This is a genomic window from Paraburkholderia sp. SARCC-3016 (genome assembly GCF_031119615.1).
Classification (GTDB): Bacteria; Pseudomonadota; Gammaproteobacteria; order Burkholderiales; family Burkholderiaceae; genus Paraburkholderia.
On sequence record NZ_JAVHZD010000013.1, the window covers coordinates 70,924 to 86,349 of the forward strand.

The window sequence follows — 15,426 nt, forward strand, 5'->3', positions numbered from 1 at the left end:
ACGACCAGCCTTGATTACTGTCGTTTTCGCAATAATTACATCGCGATTTTTTCCGGATTATCTTGACTTCGCGCGTTTGCGCTTCCTAGAGTGGGTGGAACGCGACTGCGGGCCTCGCCCCGAAGGAATCCGACGATGACCGATCTTCTGGACCGCGCGCGCGGCGCATTGCACGCGCAGCCGTTCAGCACGCTGCTCGGCACGGAACTGATGTATGTCGGCGCCAACGAGCTGACGCTATGTCTGCCGATCCGCGACGAACTGCGGCAGCAGCACGGGTTTGTGCACGGCGGCGTGATCAGCTATCTCGTGGACAATGCGCTGACGTTTGCCGGCGCGCTCGCGCTGGGGCCGAGGGTGATTACGGGGGAGTACAAGATCAACTATCTGCGGCCCGCCGTGAACGGCATTCTGATGGCGCGCGCGCAGGTCGTGTATGCGGGACGCCATCAGGCGACCTGCCAGTGCAGCGTATTCGTGACCGACGGAGATCGCGAACGGCTCGTCGCGGTCGCGCAGGGGACGATCAACCGGATCGGCGACGGGACGGACAACCACAAGGGAGATGGGCTGGGGGAACCGCAGGCGGAATGACAACGGACGCGCGGAGCGACAGGATTCGCCGCCCCGCGCGACAACGCGGGTGCGGTTATTCCGCCGCGTAGGTCTTCTGCTGCTGCTCGCCGAGCCCTTCGATGCCGAGGCGCATCGTCTGCCCCGCCTTCAGATATACCGGCGACGGCTTCACGCCCATGCCGACACCCGGCGGCGTGCCCGTCGAAATCACGTCGCCCGGCTGCAGACTCATGCATTGCGACAGATACGACACGAGCTTTTTCACGCCGAAGATCATCGTTTTCGTGCTGCCGTTCTGGTAGCGATGGCCGTCCACTTCGAGCCACAGCTTCAGGTTCTGCGGGTCGGGCACTTCGTCGCGCGTGACGACCCACGGGCCGATCGGGCCGAACGTGTCGAAACCCTTACCCTTGTCCCATTGCCCCGCGCGCTCGATCTGCCACTCGCGCTCGGACACGTCGTTGATCACGCAATAGCCGGCCACGTAGTCGAGCGCGCTCGCTTCGTCGACATACTTCGCTTCCTTGCCGATCACGATGCCGAGTTCGACTTCCCAGTCGGTCTTCTTCGAGCCGCGCGGAATTTCGACGTCGTCGTTCGGGCCGCAGATCGCGCTCGTCCACTTGTTGAACACGACGGGCTCCGGCGGCACCGGCAGATTCGATTCGGCTGCGTGGTCCGCGTAGTTCAGACCGATACAGACAAACTTTCCGATCTTGCCCACGCACGGACCGATGCGCGGATTGCCGTCGACGAGCGGCAGCGTCGACGGGTCGAGCGCGCGCAGTTTCGCGAGGCTCGCATCGCCGAGCACGCTGCCGTCGATATCGCCGACCACCTTCGACAGATCGCGAATCTTGCCTTGCGCATCGAGCAGGCCGGGCTTTTCCTGACCTTTCGGTCCGTAACGAAGCAGTTTCATTGTTTGCAGTCTCCTGTGAATGCAAAGTAGAGCGAAAGCGTGGCGCAGACAGCGGTCAGTTGGACCAGCCGCCGTCGATCAGATGCGCGTGGCCGGTCGTGAACGCGGATTCGTCGGAAGCCAGATAGAGCGCGAGCGCCGCGATTTCCTCCGGCTTGCCGATGCGACCCATCGGCTGGCGCGCGACGAAAGCCGCCTGTACGTCGGCGACGCTCTTGCCCTGCGCCTGCGCCTGCTCGGCAATGCGCTGTTCGAGCGACGGCGACGACACGGTGCCTGGGCAAATCGCGTTACAGCGTACACCACGCGTGACGAAGTCTGCCGCGACGGACTTCGTGAGTCCGATCACCGCCGCCTTCGAAGCGCCATAGACGAAGCGGTTCGGCACGCCCTTCACGCTCGATGCCGCCGACGACATATTGATGATCGACCCGCCGCCTTTCTCGAGCATGCCGGGCAGGAACGCGCGAATGGTCCGGTACATCGCCTTCGCGTTCAGATCGAAGGCGAAATCCCAGTCTTCTTCGCTCGCTTCGAGAATCGAGCCTGCGTGCACGTAGCCCGCGCAATTGAACAGCACGTCGATCGGGCCGACCTCCTTGGCCAGCGCATTGATTGCGGCAGTGTCGCGCACGTCGAGCGTGCGTGCGTCGACCGGCTTGCCGGCAAGCGAGTCGAGCTTGATATCGGTGGCGATCACGCGCGCGCCTTCGCGTGCGAACAGTTCAGCGGTCGCAAGGCCGATGCCTTGCCCGGCAGCGGTGATCAAGGCGGTCTTGCCGGCCAGTCGTTGGGTCATCTGCGGCTCCACAATGAGTTTTGACGCGGGTTCGATGCGGGTTTGAAGTCAGTCGGAATCGGTTCGGACCGCGCCATTGCAGGCAACGCGGGCTTTCGCGGCACGCGTTGCGCGATCGGCCGGCCGCGGTCAAAGGCGATAGAACGCCGCGGCGTTGCCGCCGAAAATCGCGTCGCGTTCTGCCTCCGGGAGCGCGGACAGCAGCGTCGTCGCGATCGAATGCCACAGCAGGTAGTCGCCGTTCAGGTTCAGCACTGGCCAGTCGCTGCCCCACATGAGCCGCGCAGGCCCGAATACCGCGAGCAGGTGGTCCACGTAAGGCCGCAGCGTCGCTTCGGTCCAGCCTGAAGCTGCTTCAGTCGCAAGGCCCGATAGCTTGCAGTGCAGATGCGGCAGCCGTGCGAGCCGCGTGATGCCTTCGGCCCATGCGTGCCAGCCCGCGCTGCCGTCGCGAATCGCCGGCTTCGCGCCGTGATCGACGACGATGCGCAGCGCCGGAAAGCGCCGCGCGAACGTCTCCAGTGCGTCGACGTGGCGCGTGAAAATCAGCGCATCGAAGGCGAGGTCGTGCGCGATCAGCGCCTCGATGGCCGGCGCCAGCGCCGGGTTCGCGATCCAGTCGTCGTCGGGCAGATCCTGCAGCATCGGCCGCACGCCCTTGAATTTGGGCTCGCGCGCGAGTTCCGCGATCAACGCGGGCGCGTCGTGTTCGAGCAGCGGCACCCAGCCGACCACACCGGCAATCGATGCTTCGCTGCGCGCGAGATCGAGGAGATAGCGCGTTTCCTCGACGGTCGGCGCGGCCTGCACGGCCACGGTGCGCGCGACGCCCGCGCGCTCGCGCAGCGGCGCGAGGTCCGCCGGCCCGAACACGCGAAAAAGCGGCGCGAGGCTCGGCGTGAGCCATCCGTAGTCGCCACGCGACGGGTCCCAATAATGCTGATGTGCGTCGATCTGCGGCGTCGCCATGTCATACCTCCGGCACCGGCGCACGCCGGTCGATCAGCCCCTGATCCTGGAGCGCCTGCCACAATCCGACGGGAATCGGCCGCTCGAACGATTCGACGTTCTGGCGCACTTCGTCGGCGCTGCGCGCGCCGGTCAGCACGGTCGCGACCGACGGATGCGCATACGGAAACTGCAGCGCCGCGGCGGCGAGCGGCACACCATGCGCAAGGCACACGTCTTCGAGCCGCGCGACGCGCTCGATCACTTCGGGCGGCGCCGCGCCATAGTTGAATTTCAGATCGCCCGACACGCCCTGCGCGAGAATGCCCGAATTGAACGCACCGCCGAGCAGGATGCTCACGTTGCGCTTCTCGCAGTTCGGCAGCAGATCGTTCAGCGTCTGCTGTTCGAGCAGCGTATAGCGGCCCGCGAGCAGCGCGCAGTCGATCTCGAACTCGACCATCGTTTCGAGCACGGCCGCGCCTTCGTTGACGCCAAGGCCCACCGCCTTCACAACCCCGGCCGAGCGCAATTCGTCGAGTGCGCGAAAGCCGCCGCCGTCGGTCAACTGCTTCCAGTAAGTCGGGTTCCTGTCGCCGTGCGTCATGCGGCCGATATCGTGAACCAGCAGGATGTCGATATCGACGATGCCGAGGCGCTGCTGGCTATCTTCGAACGAACGCAGAATGCCGTCGTGCGTGTAGTCGTAGATCGCCTCGAACGGCAGCGGGTTCTGCCAGCCTTCGCTGCCGTCGTACGGATGCGTGCGCGGCACGAAGCGGCGGCCCGCTTTCGTCGACAGCACGTATTCGTCGCGTGCATAGCGGCGCAACGCGTCGCCGAGCCGATGCTCGGCCTTGGTGTGCCCATAATGCGGCGCCGTGTCGAAGAAGCGCACGCCGGCGTTCCATGCGGCGTCGACGGTGGCTTGCGCTTCCTCGTCGGTCAGATCGCGGTACAGGCCGCCCAGCGGCGCGGTGCCAAGGCCGAGGCCGCTCACTTGCAGATTGCGGCGGCCGATTGCGCGGCGGCGGCCGACCTTCGAATCGAGTGCCGATGTCATCCCTGCGTCTCCAGTCCCATGCCGAGTTCCTTTTTATGTCGTGCACGACTTTGCGTCGCGCGCCATGTCGCAGCTTCGATGCGCCGCCTCAGTGCGCCACCTCAGTGCGCCACCTCAGTGCGCCACCTCAGTGCGCCACCTCAATGCGGCGCAACGCCCGCCGCTCGCTGCGGCAACGCCGCATTGGACGGCAGGCAGGCGGGCCCGACCGGCTCGAACGTTTTGTACGTCAGAATAAATTCCTGATGGCCGAGCGTTTCCGATTTCGAAGGATCGCCTTGCGCCACCCCCACCGTCACGTCGAATACCTCGCGGCCGACCTCCTCGAGCGTCGCGCGGCCTTCGAGTATCCGGCCCGCGTCGACGTCCATGTCGCCGGACAGATTGCGATACGTGTCCGGATTCGCGCACACCTTGATAACCGGCGAAATCGCGGAGCCGACCACCGAGCCGCGGCCCGTCGTGAACAGGATCAGATGCGAGCCGCACGCGATCAGTTCGGCGATCTCCGCATTGTCGCTGATGTTCGGGAAGCCGAAACGCGGCTCGCCGTCGGGCACCACGTCGAGCAGGTACAGGCCGCCCGTCGGCGGCACGTCGCCCGGCTTCACGATGCCGACGATCGGCGACGCGCCGCTTTTCGCGTAGGCGCCGAGCGACTTTTCCTCCTGCGTCGTGAGCCCGCCGTCCGCGTTGCCGACCGCGAAGCTGCCGTGCCCGAGGATCGAGTAGTAGCGCGCGGCCTTCGCGACGCACGCAACGATCTCGTCGCCGAGATCGGGGCGCGCCGCGCGGCTTTTCATATGGAATTCGCAGCCGACCAGTTCGCCCGTTTCCTCGAAGATGCACGTCGCGCCTGCGTCGATCAACCGGTCGAACGCGCGGCCGACCGCCGGATTCGCGGTAATACCGCTCGTGCCGTCCGAGCCGCCGCATACCGTGCCGATCACAAGTTCGCTCAGCGCCATCGGCACCTTCTGCTGCTTCGCCAGTTCGGCGCGCGCCTGTGCCACCCAGTCGACGCCGTGCCCGATCGTGCTGCGCGTGCCGCCTTTTTCCTGAATCGTCAGTATCTCGACGGGCCGGCCGCTCGCGCGCACGGCGTCGGCCAGAAAGTGCTTGTTCATGCTCTCGCAGCCGAGCGAGACGAACAGCACGGCGCCGACGTTCGGATGCGTCGCCAACTGCTCCATCATCTTTTCGGCGTAGCTGTTCGGGTAGCAGCCCGGGAAGCCGATCAGATGCACGGGCGGGTCGCGCTCGGCCGAAGGGTCGCCGAAGGCGTCGAGCGGCTCGCGGAAATGCGTGACGATCTCGCGCGCGACGTGATGCGCGCATTCGACGAGATACGCGACCGCGACCACATTGCGAATGCCCTTGCGGCCATCGCTGCGCAAATAGCCTTGCAGCATGGGCTGCTGCGCGGCAGTGGAGGAAATGGGGGTGTCGGTCATGATGTTTTCGCGTCGCTCGTGGCGAGGCCTGGGTTGCCATCGGTTGGCCCTGGGTGGCCGGATGTGCTGTTTCGGCCGCTTCACACGGTTTCTGGCCGTGCGTCCAGTCAATGTCGAACGAATGCGTGCTCCGCATCGTGCGTGTACGTCGGCAGGTAATCGCTTTCGAGGTTGTGCGTGTGCAGATGCTCGCCGCGCGCGACATCCGCGGTGACATGGCCGATCACCGCGCCGTAGCGCAGCACTTTTTCGTCCTTGACGAGCGCGCGGCGCGCGACCTTGTGACCGAGATCGATCGTCGTTGCAAGCGTCACCGCCTCGCCCTCGATATCGAGCGGCGTACCGGCCTCGAGCCGCGCCCCGGCAACGAGGCAGTTGTCCTCGGGGTTCAGCAGGATCAATCGGGGGTCTGTCATGGCCGGCTCTGTTGACTATTTACTAATGAACGTATTATTCATATTCGAACCTTACCCGGTCAAGGCATGAACGTGCCGCGAGCGTCCGTGTTTTCCGTGGCCACTGAGTACCGGCCGATTCCCTGGATAATGGGATGCGAACAAACAGACATCAGACGGTCACCATGGACCCGCACGTGGACGACAAAGACGACGGCGACCGTTACCGCGCACCGGCGCTGGATAAGGGACTCGACATCCTCGAACTGCTCGCTGAGCAGAAAGGCGGCCTCACGCGCGCCGAAATCACGAAGCTGCTCGGCCGCAACGCGAGCGAGATCTACCGCATGCTCGAGCGGCTCGTCGCGCGGCAATATGTGGTGCGCTCGGCTGCCGGCGACCGCTATTCGCTGAGCCTCAAGCTCTATGCGCTCGCGCACCGGCATCCGCCGATGGAACGTCTGATTTCCGAGGCGTTGCCGCTGATGCAGCGCTTTGCTGCGCAGGCGGAACAGTCGGTGCACCTGGCTGTCTACGATCGCGGCAATCTGCTCGTCATCGCGCAAGTGGACGGCCCCGGCACCTGGGGCATCGCGGTGCGCCTCGGCGCGCGCGTCGGCCTCGTCGACACGGGTTCGGGCCGCTCGATGCTCGCGTTCCAGACACCCGAACAGCGTGCGCATATGCTCGCCGAACACACGGCCGTGAAAGGCGAAGTGACGATCGATCACGATGCACTCGAAGCGGCATGCGAACGCATTCGCGAAGCGGGCTTTTCGCAGAAGGACAGCCAGCAGATTTTCGGCGTCACCGATCTGACCTTCCCCTTGCTCGGCTCGTCGGGCCAGGCAATTGCCGCATTGACGTGCCCATTCCTCAAGCGCATCGACGAATACGTCGCACCTTCGCTCGCGCAAACCACCGCGCTGCTGCGCGAAACGGCGCAGGCGCTGTCGATGTTTCGCGAGTTCGGCATCGGCGACGAATCCGCGCCGCAGTCAGCCACCCAGGCATTCGAATAGCGCTGGAAATCGCGCGCGCATGCGTTAGAATGGCGGCCCTTTCCGAACCCGCCGTGCAGCGTCACGCATGCGCGACGCTGCACGCGCTTTCCAATCCGCTTCCAACACGCTTCGATACGCAATGGCCAAACTGCTGTCCGACCACGAATTCCAACGCTTCACCGAACTTCAACAGAAGCAGGCAAGCTTCACGATCACGAGCGAAGAAGCCGACGAGCTGCGCGACATCGTCGCGCGTGCACAGCAAAAGCGCGACGACCGCGCGGCCGCGATGCAGGCCATCGAAACATACATCCGCCAGTTCGAGATCACGCCGGACGAGCTGTTCTCTCCCGAGCAGATCGCCGAAGCAGCGCGTTCGTACGGGCTGATTCCCGCCGCCAAAAAAGAACGCGCGTTGCCGCCGACGCTGACGTTCAACGGCAAGCCGTATCAATGGACGCGCAATCTGCCCGATGAAATACGCGTACCGCTGTTCGACGCGTTCTCGAGCGGCCAATCGGTGAAGTCGTTTATCGCGACACCGAAGGACGCCGCGCGTTGCGCAGCGACGATCGCGCGGCTCGAACGCGAGACCGGCACCGTCTATGCGGATGCGTGGCTCGAAGAGCTCGCGGTCTCGCGCACGCAGATCGAAGAGGCCGCGGCGAAGCTTTCGTGAGGTGCGTAGGCTCGCATGAACTCGCGCAAGAACCGTTAACCGGCCGGGCGCCGGAATTATTCCCCTACGCGCACGCAAATACAAAAATTTCGCGTGCGCGCTGTCGCTGGCGCGCTTACGAACGATTTTTTTTCGCTGTCAGGAATATCTCCGTGACGGGTCATGTTTACCCGTTTGCAAACCGCACAACTCGTCAAGGAGACGGAAATGAAGACATTCGCGATGTTGGCTATGGCGCTTGCAGCATTCAGTTCAGCCAACGTATTTGCACAAGAGAAAACGCGCGCCGAGGTTTATCAGGAACTCGTGCAGGCGAAGCAGAACGGTCTCGATTTCGTGACCGACGCTTCGTACCCTGACGTGAGCCCCGTGTATCAAAACACTGTCGCCTATCTGAAGCAGAAGGCGCTTGCCAAGAACGAGCAGCAAAACGCGCGCTCGACTGCGGATGCCGCAACGTCGGGCGCCCAATGAGGTGACTGACATGCGGCACGAACACTCCGCCCCTGCCACGCAGGAAGGTCGCGCCGAATCGCCTCGCCGCGGCCTGCGCGCCATGCTCGACACAGCGCGCCGCTCGAAAGGATTGCTGCTCGTCGCAGCAGCCGTGTTCGCAGTCAGCGCCTGCGCTTCGCTGCCGCCTTCCGGCGCGAACGCAAACAACGCGAACGCGTGCACCGGCCCGATCAGCTACTGCAACATCTTCTTCGGCTCCTGAGAGCCGCGCATCGACACTCAAGCCTGGCGGCCTCCCATGGCTGCAGACCGCGCGCACGCATGCCGCCTTGCTCGTGTCTTTTAATGAGCGCTGTAACCGAGCCCGTGCTTTGAACGAACTAACTCAAAGGCGGTGTCAGTCAAGACACTGCTGACACCGGTTCATTCACCATCACGGAAGAGGTTATCGAGCATGCAAAACAGTCGGCCATTGACCGAGCTAGTCGGTTCGTTTCTGTCGGACAGAACGAAGTGCGCGTATTGGGCTCCGCTGCCGCTGCGATTTATTGTGGGTTACGGATTCATGGCGCACGGCGTAGCGAAGATCGTCAAGCATCCCGATGTCTTCGCCAATATCCTTCAGGCGCTGCACGTACCCGCGCCGCACTTCATGGCATGGGCGACGATCGTCATCGAGCTGCTGGGCGGGCTCGCGATCCTGCTTGGCGCATTCGTTCCTCTTGTCAGCATCCCGATGGCAGTCGTGCTCGCCGTTGCCACGTTCACCGTGCACGTGCAATTCGGCTTCACGTCGATCAAACTGATGGCCGTGACGGCCGCGGGCCCGCAATTCGGGCCGCCCGGCTATGAAACCGATCTGCTGTATTTCGCCTGCCTCGTCGCGCTGGTGCTAGGCGGCGCCGGTCCGTTTGCGCTGGACAGCTACATCGGAAAGCGGCTGCGCCCCAAACTCGCATGAGCGCACCGGCCCTCTGCGACGAGATGCTCAGCCACGTACCGAAGCTTCGGCGTTACGCTCGCGCGCTACTCGTCAACCGTGAACGCGCGGACGATCTCGTGCAGGATACGCTCGAGCGCGCGTTGCGCAATGCGTCGCGATACCGTCCCGATACGGATCTGCGTGCGTGGCTCATGACGATCATGCACAACATCTTTGTCAACGATGTCGTCCGTGCTGCGAATGCGAAAGTGCATGTCGCGGTGGACGACGCGAGCATCCTCGACGATCAGTTCATGGTCGACGGGCAGCACGCGGCCGGTCTCGAAATGCGCGACCTCGATAGCGCGTTGCAGCAGTTGCCGGCCGAGCAGCGCGAAATCGTGCTGCTCGTGGGCCTCGAAGAAATGAGCTATGCGCAGATTGCCGATGCATTGAACCTGCCGATCGGCACGGTGATGTCGCGTCTATCCAGGGCGCGCAACAAGCTGCGGATGTTGCTGGCGCGCGACTGACGCCATCACTGAAGCCATCACCACCGCAGCACCTTTTGCCCCAGCACAGCGCCGGCAAACGTCGGTATCGCGATACCGAGCAGATACCACGTTGCCCAGAACGGCACGCTCGTCTCCGGGCATCGCAAACAGTATGCTGCCGTGCCGATCGCGCCGGCCAGAAGCCCTGCGAGCGCGCCCGACAGCCGCAGGCGCGTGGGCGCGAGGCTGCGCACGACGGCGAGAATGGCGACGAACCCCGGCACGGAGAGCGCCGCGATATTCAGCGAACAGGTCCGCCACGTGTGCCCCATCAGGAGCGCTGCGCGCGCATCGCGCGGCGCGAACCACAAGACCGTCAACGCAACGACGAGGACGATTGCAGCTGGTGCGACAAGCCCTGCCCACGCGCGTCCGACTGCAACCCCGGGCCGCGACAGCCGCACGGTCGCAATGAGCGCAGCGCTGGCGATGCACGCCGCGAACGCGACTTTGGCCCAGAAGACCGGCGTAGAGACGAGCCACGCCAGATCGGACCTCACGCCGTAACTGAGCAGCAGCAACGTAATCGCGCCGCAGATCGCAATGGAAAGCGCGGAAAGCATACGCCGCTCTACGATACGCCGGTCGACCGGCGCGGCATCCGCCGCCAGAACTGCAATCAGGTTCTCGGTATTCATGTCTTTCCACCCCGTATTTTCAATGCCAACGCCTTCAGGCCGCGGTGCACTCCGACTTTCACTGCGGGTTCGGAAAGGCCGGTCGCACGAGCTGTCTCCTCCACGGACCGGCCTTCGACTTTCACATGCAGGATCGGCAGCTTCTGCCGGTCGGGCAGCAGATCGAGCAGCTTGCCGAGATCGCGTTTGACTTCCGCGGGCTCGATGCCGGAATCGCCGAAGAGATCCGGCACGTCGTCGAGCGGATCGTTTAGCGCTTCACGCCGCGCGTGGGCACGCAGAAAATCGGCGAGCTTGTAGCGCAGGATTGCGTGCACCCATGCGGTCAACGGTTCGTCGCGGCGGTACGTATGACGTCCCCTGTGGATCGCGAGCAGCACTTCCTGCAGAATGTCTTCCACATCGTCGCGCAGATTTGGCAGGCGTTTGCGCAGCAGCGCGCGCACGTGTTTCGCAAGCTCTTGCAGAAACACGTGGTAAGCGGCGGAGTCGCCGTCGAGCGAACGGATAAAAAGCGTTCGCAGCCGTTCTTCCACCGGGTGTGCGTGAGGTGCCTCAGTGCCCTCATTGCCTCGATTGATCGACAATTGCTCGCGCCGCTCCTGTTGTGCCGGGTTGCCATGATTGCCACAGCGCGGCCTTCACGAAGATTCCGCGATCATTCTTTTAGTTCGTCCGGCGCGGCGTTCCGGTTACAGCGCTGCAAAAAAATATGGCGTGAGAAGTGTAGAACGGAAATCGCGTGAATGCGCAAGCTGAAGGGTGTTTGCAAGGCTGGTCACATTTACGGATTCGATGCCACGAGGCTTGTCACGTTTCGGGGTCGCCGAGCGCCATTCTGAAAGCCATAACGGCAGGGTCGTCGGTACGCGTGACCGTAAAGCCGCACGCTTTCGCGAGCCCGAGCATCGCAGTGTTCTCGCGCAGCACTTCGCCGACGAGCCAATGTATGCCGCGCGTTTTCGCATACGCGATGATCCGCTGCGTCAGCAGGCGGCCAAGCCCGCGGCCTTTCTGGTCGGAACGAACGGCGACGGCGAATTCCGCGGTTTCGTTATCGGGGTCCGAGACCGCGCGTACGACGCCGAGCGTGCGCGTCGAGCCGTCGGCCGCCGGCACTGTCGCGATCAGCGCCATTTCGCGGTCGTAGTCGATCTGCGTCATCCGGGCGAGTTGCGAATGATCGAAGCCGCGCACCGCGCCGAAGAATCGCAGACGCAGGTCGTCGGGCGTCATGGCGCCGATCATGTCGCGATGCGCCATTTCGTCTTCGGGGCGGATCGGCCGCACGGTCAGCTTCTCGCCGTGCCAATCGAAGGTTTCTTCGTAGCGGCGCGGATACGGCACAATCGCAAAGCGGCTGCGCGTCGGCGACAGGCGGATGCGCGGATCGACGACGGCGACGCGATCTTTCGTCACGCGCAGCACGAGCGACAGGCCGACGATCTCGCGGATGTCGCAAACCGCCTGCGATACCGACGTCAAAGCGGCAAGGATCGACTCGGGGTCCGTGTATCGCGCGTAAGCGGAGTGCGCGACGATGTCGCGCGACAGGACCGGGTTCAGCGGCGGCAGCCCGTAAAGACGCAGCGGCGGCGCGATGCCGTCTTCCGAGGGCGCGGTGAACCGAAACACCGGGCCGAAGTTGTCGTCGTCGCGCAGTTCGACATCGATATCGACGATTGCCGGTTCGGCGCGCTGTTGCGGCGGCAAGGCGACGAGGCCAAAGTGCGCGAGCAGCCGCGCGGCCGCGTCGCCGTCGAGTTCCGCGATGCCCGCTTTGAGCGCCGCGCACGCTTGCGCCTGCGCGGCATCGACCGCTTCGGACACGCGTGCGGGCTGCCCTTCCGGCGTCTGCATCAGCAATTCGCGGCCGAGGCGATAGTCGACGAGACGCGCGAACGCGCGAGCCAGACGTTGAGGCGTCGAATGCACGGGAATGCCATGCGCGTGCAGCGCATCGCGCGTGGCGAGCGAAATGCCGCCGAAAAAGCACGCGAGCAGGCCGCGGTACGCGTAGCGCTGATGGGCGATCAGCGTTTGGGCGACTTCTTCTGCCGGCGCGCTGTGGGTCGATGCATGCACAACGAACGCGGTTCCGGTGTCGCGTTGGTCGGCGAGCACTTTCAGCGCGGTGCCGAAATGCTCGGGTAGCGCGGTGCCGCCGAGTAGCAGCGGGTTGCCGGGCGTGGCGAGCGGCAACGCTTCGCGGATCGCAGCGATGTTTTGCTGCGAACACGGCGCGAGTGTGTCGCCGGCCGCGCGAAACGCATCGCGCGATAGCGTGGCGAGGCCGCGGTCGCTCGTGATCAGCGTCGCCGATGAGCCGGCCGCGACACGGCCAAGACCGAGTGTTTCGATTTCATCGAGCAGATCGTCGAGCGCATCGACGCGCACCATGCCCGCGCGGCGAAACGCTGCGGTGTAGAGCGCATCGGTCGGATCGTCGCGGCCCGAGCGCAGCGCGAGCACGGGCTTGTTGCGCGCGGCGGCGCGAGCGGCCGACATGAATTTGCGCGCGGCGTGGATGGTATCCACCTCGAGCAGGATCGCGCGTGTGCCGGCGTCGCTTGCGAGATAGTCGAGCACGTCGCCCGCGTCGACGTCGGCTTCGTCGCCGAGCGCGACGGCGTGCGAGAAGCCGAGGCCGCGTGCGTCGGCCCAGCCGAGCACGGCGTTCGTCAGCGCATTCGATTGCGATACCCACGCGACGCCGCCCGCTTTTACCGTGCACGCCGGCGCGCCCAGATGCGCGCGCAGTGCCGGCGTGATGAGGCCGAGACTGCCGGGGCCGAGAATGCGCAGCAGGTGCGGGCGCGCAGCCGACAGCGCGTGCTGCAGATGTGTGCGGTCTTCGTCGCTGCGCGTTTCGCCGACGATGATCACCGCGCGCGTGCCATGGCCGCCCAGGTTGTGCACGATCGCGGGCCAGGTGGCGGGCCGCGTGCACACGATCGCCACGGTGGGCGGTTCGGGGAGGTCGCCCACGTCGCCGACGGTCGCGTGACCGTCGAGGATGTCGTACTTCGGATTGACCGCCCAGATAGGGCCGGCAAAACCGCCTTCGGTCAGGCGCTTCCAGACCATCGCGCCGACGCTGCCTGGACGGTGCGAAGCACCGATGACAGCGACGGATGTCGGGCGGAATAGTGCATCGAGATTGCGGACGGTCACGGACGCTCCTCGAGGACTTGAGTATCGTCAGATGGAGGGCACGCGGGTGGAAGGTCGAGGCCGAGCCGCGCGTGTTTTGTCAGGATAGGCGAAGTTGCGGTGCGGTGGGATTTTTTGCAGGCCGCGCGCGCAGAGGTACGCAAATCGGTACGCAAAATCGGAGCGCAAATCGGCCAGCGAAGTGCCGCGGCCGGATCAGATCGCCTTCGTGAACGGCGCTCCCGAGCGCTCGCGCAATTCGTTGAAGACGATCTTCGGCCAGGCCTTCTGCGCGACTTCGATCTCGGAGATATGCGAGGCCAGATAGGTCGGCGCATTCGATGCGTCGAGCGCGATGCGCGCCGAATACGAATCGAGAAAGCGCCGCAGTTCGCCCGCATCGTCGCACGTGACCCAGCGCGACATCTTGTAGCGTGCCGACATCATGCGCACGTCGACCTTATATTCAGTCGAAAGCCGGTGCGACACGACTTCGAACTGCAGCTGACCGACCGCACCGAGAATCATCAGTCCGCCGACAACGGGCTTGAACACCTGGATCGCGCCTTCTTCGCCGAGCTGCTTCAACGCTTCACCGAGTTGCTTCGCGCGCATCGGGTCGATTACTTCGACGGTCTGGAAGATTTCCGGGGCAAAGAAGGGCAGACCGACGAACTGAAGGTCTTCGCCTTCGGTCAGCGTGTCGCCAAGGCTCAACGTACCGTGATTCGGAATACCGATGATGTCGCCCGCGTACGCCTCGCTGACGGTTTCGCGGCGTTGCGACAGAAACGTGACGACGTTGTTCGCGCGGAACGTCTTGTTCGAGCGCGTGACTTTCAATGCCATGCCGCGTTCGAAGCGTCCGGAACACACGCGAATGAACGCGACGCGGTCGCGGTGCGCGAGGTCCATGTTTGCCTGCACCTTGAACACCACACCGGTAAATTTCGGCTCGTCCGGTTGAACCGGGCGTTGCACGGTCATGCGCGCGGACGGCGGCGGCGCAAGATCGACAAGCGCGTCAAGGATTTCCTTCACGCCGAAGTTGTTGATTGCGGATCCGAACAGCACGGGCGACTGCTGGCCCGCAAGAAATTCGTCGCGGTCGAACGTCGGTGTGGCGCCCGTGATCAGATCGACTTCGTCCTTGGCTTTGGTCCAGGCGTAGCCGAAACGTCGTTCGCCATCTTCATCGCTGATGGCCTGCAACGTTTCGACGTCGCCGCCCAGCGTGTCTTGCCCGGCGCGAAATACGCGGACCTGATCGCGCTGGATGTCGTAGACGCCCTGGAAGTCTTTGCCCATGCCAATGGGCCACGTAAACGGCACGGCTGCGACGCCGAGGTGCTGTTCGATTTCGTCGAGCAGTTCGAGCGGCTCGCGCACTTCGCGGTCGAGCTTGTTGATGAACGTGACGATCGGCGTTTTGCGGCTGCGGCACACCTCGAGCAGCTTGAGCGTCTGCGCTTCGACGCCGTTCGCGCCGTCGATCACCATCACCGCGGCGTCGACCGCGGTCAGCACGCGGTAGGTGTCTTCCGAGAAGTCTTCGTGGCCCGGCGTGTCGAGCAGGTTGATCACCGCGTCGCCGTACTCGAACTGCATGACCGAGCTGGCAACGGAAATGCCGCGCTGCTTTTCGATTTCCATCCAGTCGGATGTCGCGTAGCGATTGCTCTTGCGGCCCTTCACGGTGCCGGCGATCTGGATTGCGCCGGAGAAAAGCAGCAGCTTTTCCGTGAGCGTGGTTTTGCCCGCGTCAGGGTGGGAAATAACCGCAAACGTGCGGCGGCGCTGGAGTTCGGAGAGTGACATGGGTAAAAAAGCCCGCTTGGGCACATCGCCGCGCGACGGCAGGGC

General features: G+C 64.3%; 17 protein-coding genes. 7 read left to right on the plus strand and 10 right to left on the minus strand.

Going from position 1 to position 15,426, the window contains the following annotated elements; translation table 11 throughout:
• Window positions 1-135 precede the first annotated feature (135 nt).
• Window positions 136-594 carry a PaaI family thioesterase gene (locus QYH69_RS14775; protein WP_075159175.1) on the plus strand — a complete coding sequence of 153 codons (459 nt, stop codon included), beginning with the start codon at window positions 136-138 and terminating at the stop codon, window positions 592-594.
• A 55-nt stretch (window positions 595-649) separates the two neighbouring features.
• Here QYH69_RS14775 and QYH69_RS14780 read toward each other — a convergent pair whose 3' ends face one another.
• The 6 genes from QYH69_RS14780 to QYH69_RS14805 form a co-directional block, all read right to left on the minus strand.
• Window positions 650-1,498, minus strand: coding sequence for an ureidoglycolate lyase (locus QYH69_RS14780; RefSeq protein WP_308832613.1), 849 nt, complete (start codon window positions 1,496-1,498; stop codon window positions 650-652).
• A 55-nt stretch (window positions 1,499-1,553) separates the two neighbouring features.
• The gene (locus tag QYH69_RS14785; RefSeq protein WP_308832614.1) at window positions 1,554-2,297 is read right to left on the minus strand and encodes an SDR family oxidoreductase; all 744 of its coding nucleotides are present in this window, start codon (window positions 2,295-2,297) and stop codon (window positions 1,554-1,556) included.
• 129 nt (window positions 2,298-2,426) lie between these two features.
• The gene (locus tag QYH69_RS14790) at window positions 2,427-3,266 is read right to left on the minus strand and encodes an amidohydrolase family protein (RefSeq protein ID WP_308832615.1); all 840 of its coding nucleotides are present in this window, start codon (window positions 3,264-3,266) and stop codon (window positions 2,427-2,429) included.
• 1 nt (window position 3,267) lies between these two features.
• Window positions 3,268-4,308, minus strand: coding sequence for an aldo/keto reductase (locus QYH69_RS14795; RefSeq protein WP_308832616.1), 1,041 nt, complete (start codon window positions 4,306-4,308; stop codon window positions 3,268-3,270).
• Between the two features lie 140 nt (window positions 4,309-4,448).
• Window positions 4,449-5,762 (minus strand): UxaA family hydrolase, encoded by a 1,314-nt coding sequence (locus tag QYH69_RS14800; protein WP_308832617.1) that lies wholly within the window; start codon window positions 5,760-5,762, stop codon window positions 4,449-4,451.
• A 107-nt stretch (window positions 5,763-5,869) separates the two neighbouring features.
• Complete coding sequence (locus tag QYH69_RS14805; RefSeq protein ID WP_308832618.1) at window positions 5,870-6,178, minus strand: UxaA family hydrolase; 309 nt, start codon at window positions 6,176-6,178, stop codon at window positions 5,870-5,872.
• A 134-nt stretch (window positions 6,179-6,312) separates the two neighbouring features.
• On the opposite strand from QYH69_RS14805, the gene QYH69_RS14810 reads away from it, so the two are divergent.
• The 6 genes from QYH69_RS14810 (at window position 6,313) to QYH69_RS14835 (ending at window position 9,751) form a co-directional block, all read left to right on the plus strand.
• Window positions 6,313-7,179, plus strand: a complete 867-nt coding sequence (locus QYH69_RS14810) for an IclR family transcriptional regulator (protein WP_308832619.1) — start codon at window positions 6,313-6,315, stop codon at window positions 7,177-7,179.
• A 121-nt stretch (window positions 7,180-7,300) separates the two neighbouring features.
• A complete protein-coding gene (locus QYH69_RS14815) occupies window positions 7,301-7,840 on the plus strand; it encodes a hypothetical protein (RefSeq protein WP_308832620.1) in 540 nt (179 codons plus the stop codon).
• Between the two features lie 207 nt (window positions 7,841-8,047).
• A complete protein-coding gene (locus QYH69_RS14820; protein ID WP_308832621.1) occupies window positions 8,048-8,314 on the plus strand; it encodes a DUF4148 domain-containing protein in 267 nt (88 codons plus the stop codon).
• Window positions 8,315-8,324: 10 nt separating this feature from the next.
• Window positions 8,325-8,558 carry a hypothetical protein gene (locus QYH69_RS14825; RefSeq protein WP_308832622.1) on the plus strand — a complete coding sequence of 78 codons (234 nt, stop codon included), beginning with the start codon at window positions 8,325-8,327 and terminating at the stop codon, window positions 8,556-8,558.
• A gap of 192 nt (window positions 8,559-8,750) precedes the next feature.
• Complete coding sequence (locus tag QYH69_RS14830) at window positions 8,751-9,257, plus strand: DoxX family protein (RefSeq protein ID WP_308832623.1); 507 nt, start codon at window positions 8,751-8,753, stop codon at window positions 9,255-9,257.
• Window positions 9,254-9,751, plus strand: coding sequence for an RNA polymerase sigma factor (locus QYH69_RS14835; RefSeq protein ID WP_308832624.1), 498 nt, complete (start codon window positions 9,254-9,256; stop codon window positions 9,749-9,751). The genes QYH69_RS14830 and QYH69_RS14835 overlap by 4 nt, the downstream gene beginning before the upstream one ends.
• 17 nt (window positions 9,752-9,768) lie before the next feature.
• On the opposite strand, the gene QYH69_RS14840 is transcribed toward QYH69_RS14835, so the two are convergent.
• The 4 genes from QYH69_RS14840 to QYH69_RS14855 form a co-directional block, all read right to left on the minus strand.
• A complete protein-coding gene (locus QYH69_RS14840) occupies window positions 9,769-10,410 on the minus strand; it encodes a DUF1109 domain-containing protein (protein ID WP_308832625.1) in 642 nt (213 codons plus the stop codon).
• Window positions 10,407-10,997, minus strand: coding sequence for a sigma-70 family RNA polymerase sigma factor (locus tag QYH69_RS14845; RefSeq protein ID WP_308832626.1), 591 nt, complete (start codon window positions 10,995-10,997; stop codon window positions 10,407-10,409). Before QYH69_RS14845 ends, QYH69_RS14840 begins: the two co-directional genes overlap by 4 nt.
• Window positions 10,998-11,220: 223 nt before the next feature.
• Window positions 11,221-13,584: a GNAT family N-acetyltransferase gene (locus tag QYH69_RS14850; RefSeq protein ID WP_308832627.1), complete on the minus strand. Its 2,364-nt coding sequence runs from the start codon at window positions 13,582-13,584 to the stop codon at window positions 11,221-11,223.
• A gap of 195 nt (window positions 13,585-13,779) precedes the next feature.
• Window positions 13,780-15,381 (minus strand): peptide chain release factor 3, encoded by a 1,602-nt coding sequence (locus QYH69_RS14855; RefSeq protein ID WP_308832628.1) that lies wholly within the window; start codon window positions 15,379-15,381, stop codon window positions 13,780-13,782.
• Window positions 15,382-15,426: the final 45 nt, after the last annotated feature.

Excerpts from the sequence above, each read along its gene's own strand:
- QYH69_RS14775 (WP_075159175.1), top strand. The coding sequence starts at position 136 with ATGACCGATCTTCTGGACCGCGCGCGCGGCGCATTGCACGCGCAGCCG.
- QYH69_RS14780 (WP_308832613.1), bottom strand. The coding sequence starts at position 1,498 with ATGAAACTGCTTCGTTACGGACCGAAAGGTCAGGAAAAGCCCGGCCTG.
- QYH69_RS14785 (WP_308832614.1), bottom strand. The coding sequence starts at position 2,297 with ATGACCCAACGACTGGCCGGCAAGACCGCCTTGATCACCGCTGCCGGG.
- QYH69_RS14790 (WP_308832615.1), bottom strand. The coding sequence starts at position 3,266 with ATGGCGACGCCGCAGATCGACGCACATCAGCATTATTGGGACCCGTCG.
- QYH69_RS14795 (WP_308832616.1), bottom strand. The coding sequence starts at position 4,308 with ATGACATCGGCACTCGATTCGAAGGTCGGCCGCCGCCGCGCAATCGGC.
- QYH69_RS14800 (WP_308832617.1), bottom strand. The coding sequence starts at position 5,762 with ATGACCGACACCCCCATTTCCTCCACTGCCGCGCAGCAGCCCATGCTG.
- QYH69_RS14805 (WP_308832618.1), bottom strand. The coding sequence starts at position 6,178 with ATGACAGACCCCCGATTGATCCTGCTGAACCCCGAGGACAACTGCCTC.
- QYH69_RS14810 (WP_308832619.1), top strand. The coding sequence starts at position 6,313 with ATGCGAACAAACAGACATCAGACGGTCACCATGGACCCGCACGTGGAC.
- QYH69_RS14815 (WP_308832620.1), top strand. The coding sequence starts at position 7,301 with ATGGCCAAACTGCTGTCCGACCACGAATTCCAACGCTTCACCGAACTT.
- QYH69_RS14820 (WP_308832621.1), top strand. The coding sequence starts at position 8,048 with ATGAAGACATTCGCGATGTTGGCTATGGCGCTTGCAGCATTCAGTTCA.
- QYH69_RS14825 (WP_308832622.1), top strand. The coding sequence starts at position 8,325 with ATGCGGCACGAACACTCCGCCCCTGCCACGCAGGAAGGTCGCGCCGAA.
- QYH69_RS14830 (WP_308832623.1), top strand. The coding sequence starts at position 8,751 with ATGCAAAACAGTCGGCCATTGACCGAGCTAGTCGGTTCGTTTCTGTCG.
- QYH69_RS14835 (WP_308832624.1), top strand. The coding sequence starts at position 9,254 with ATGAGCGCACCGGCCCTCTGCGACGAGATGCTCAGCCACGTACCGAAG.
- QYH69_RS14840 (WP_308832625.1), bottom strand. The coding sequence starts at position 10,410 with ATGAATACCGAGAACCTGATTGCAGTTCTGGCGGCGGATGCCGCGCCG.
- QYH69_RS14855 (WP_308832628.1), bottom strand. The coding sequence starts at position 15,381 with ATGTCACTCTCCGAACTCCAGCGCCGCCGCACGTTTGCGGTTATTTCC.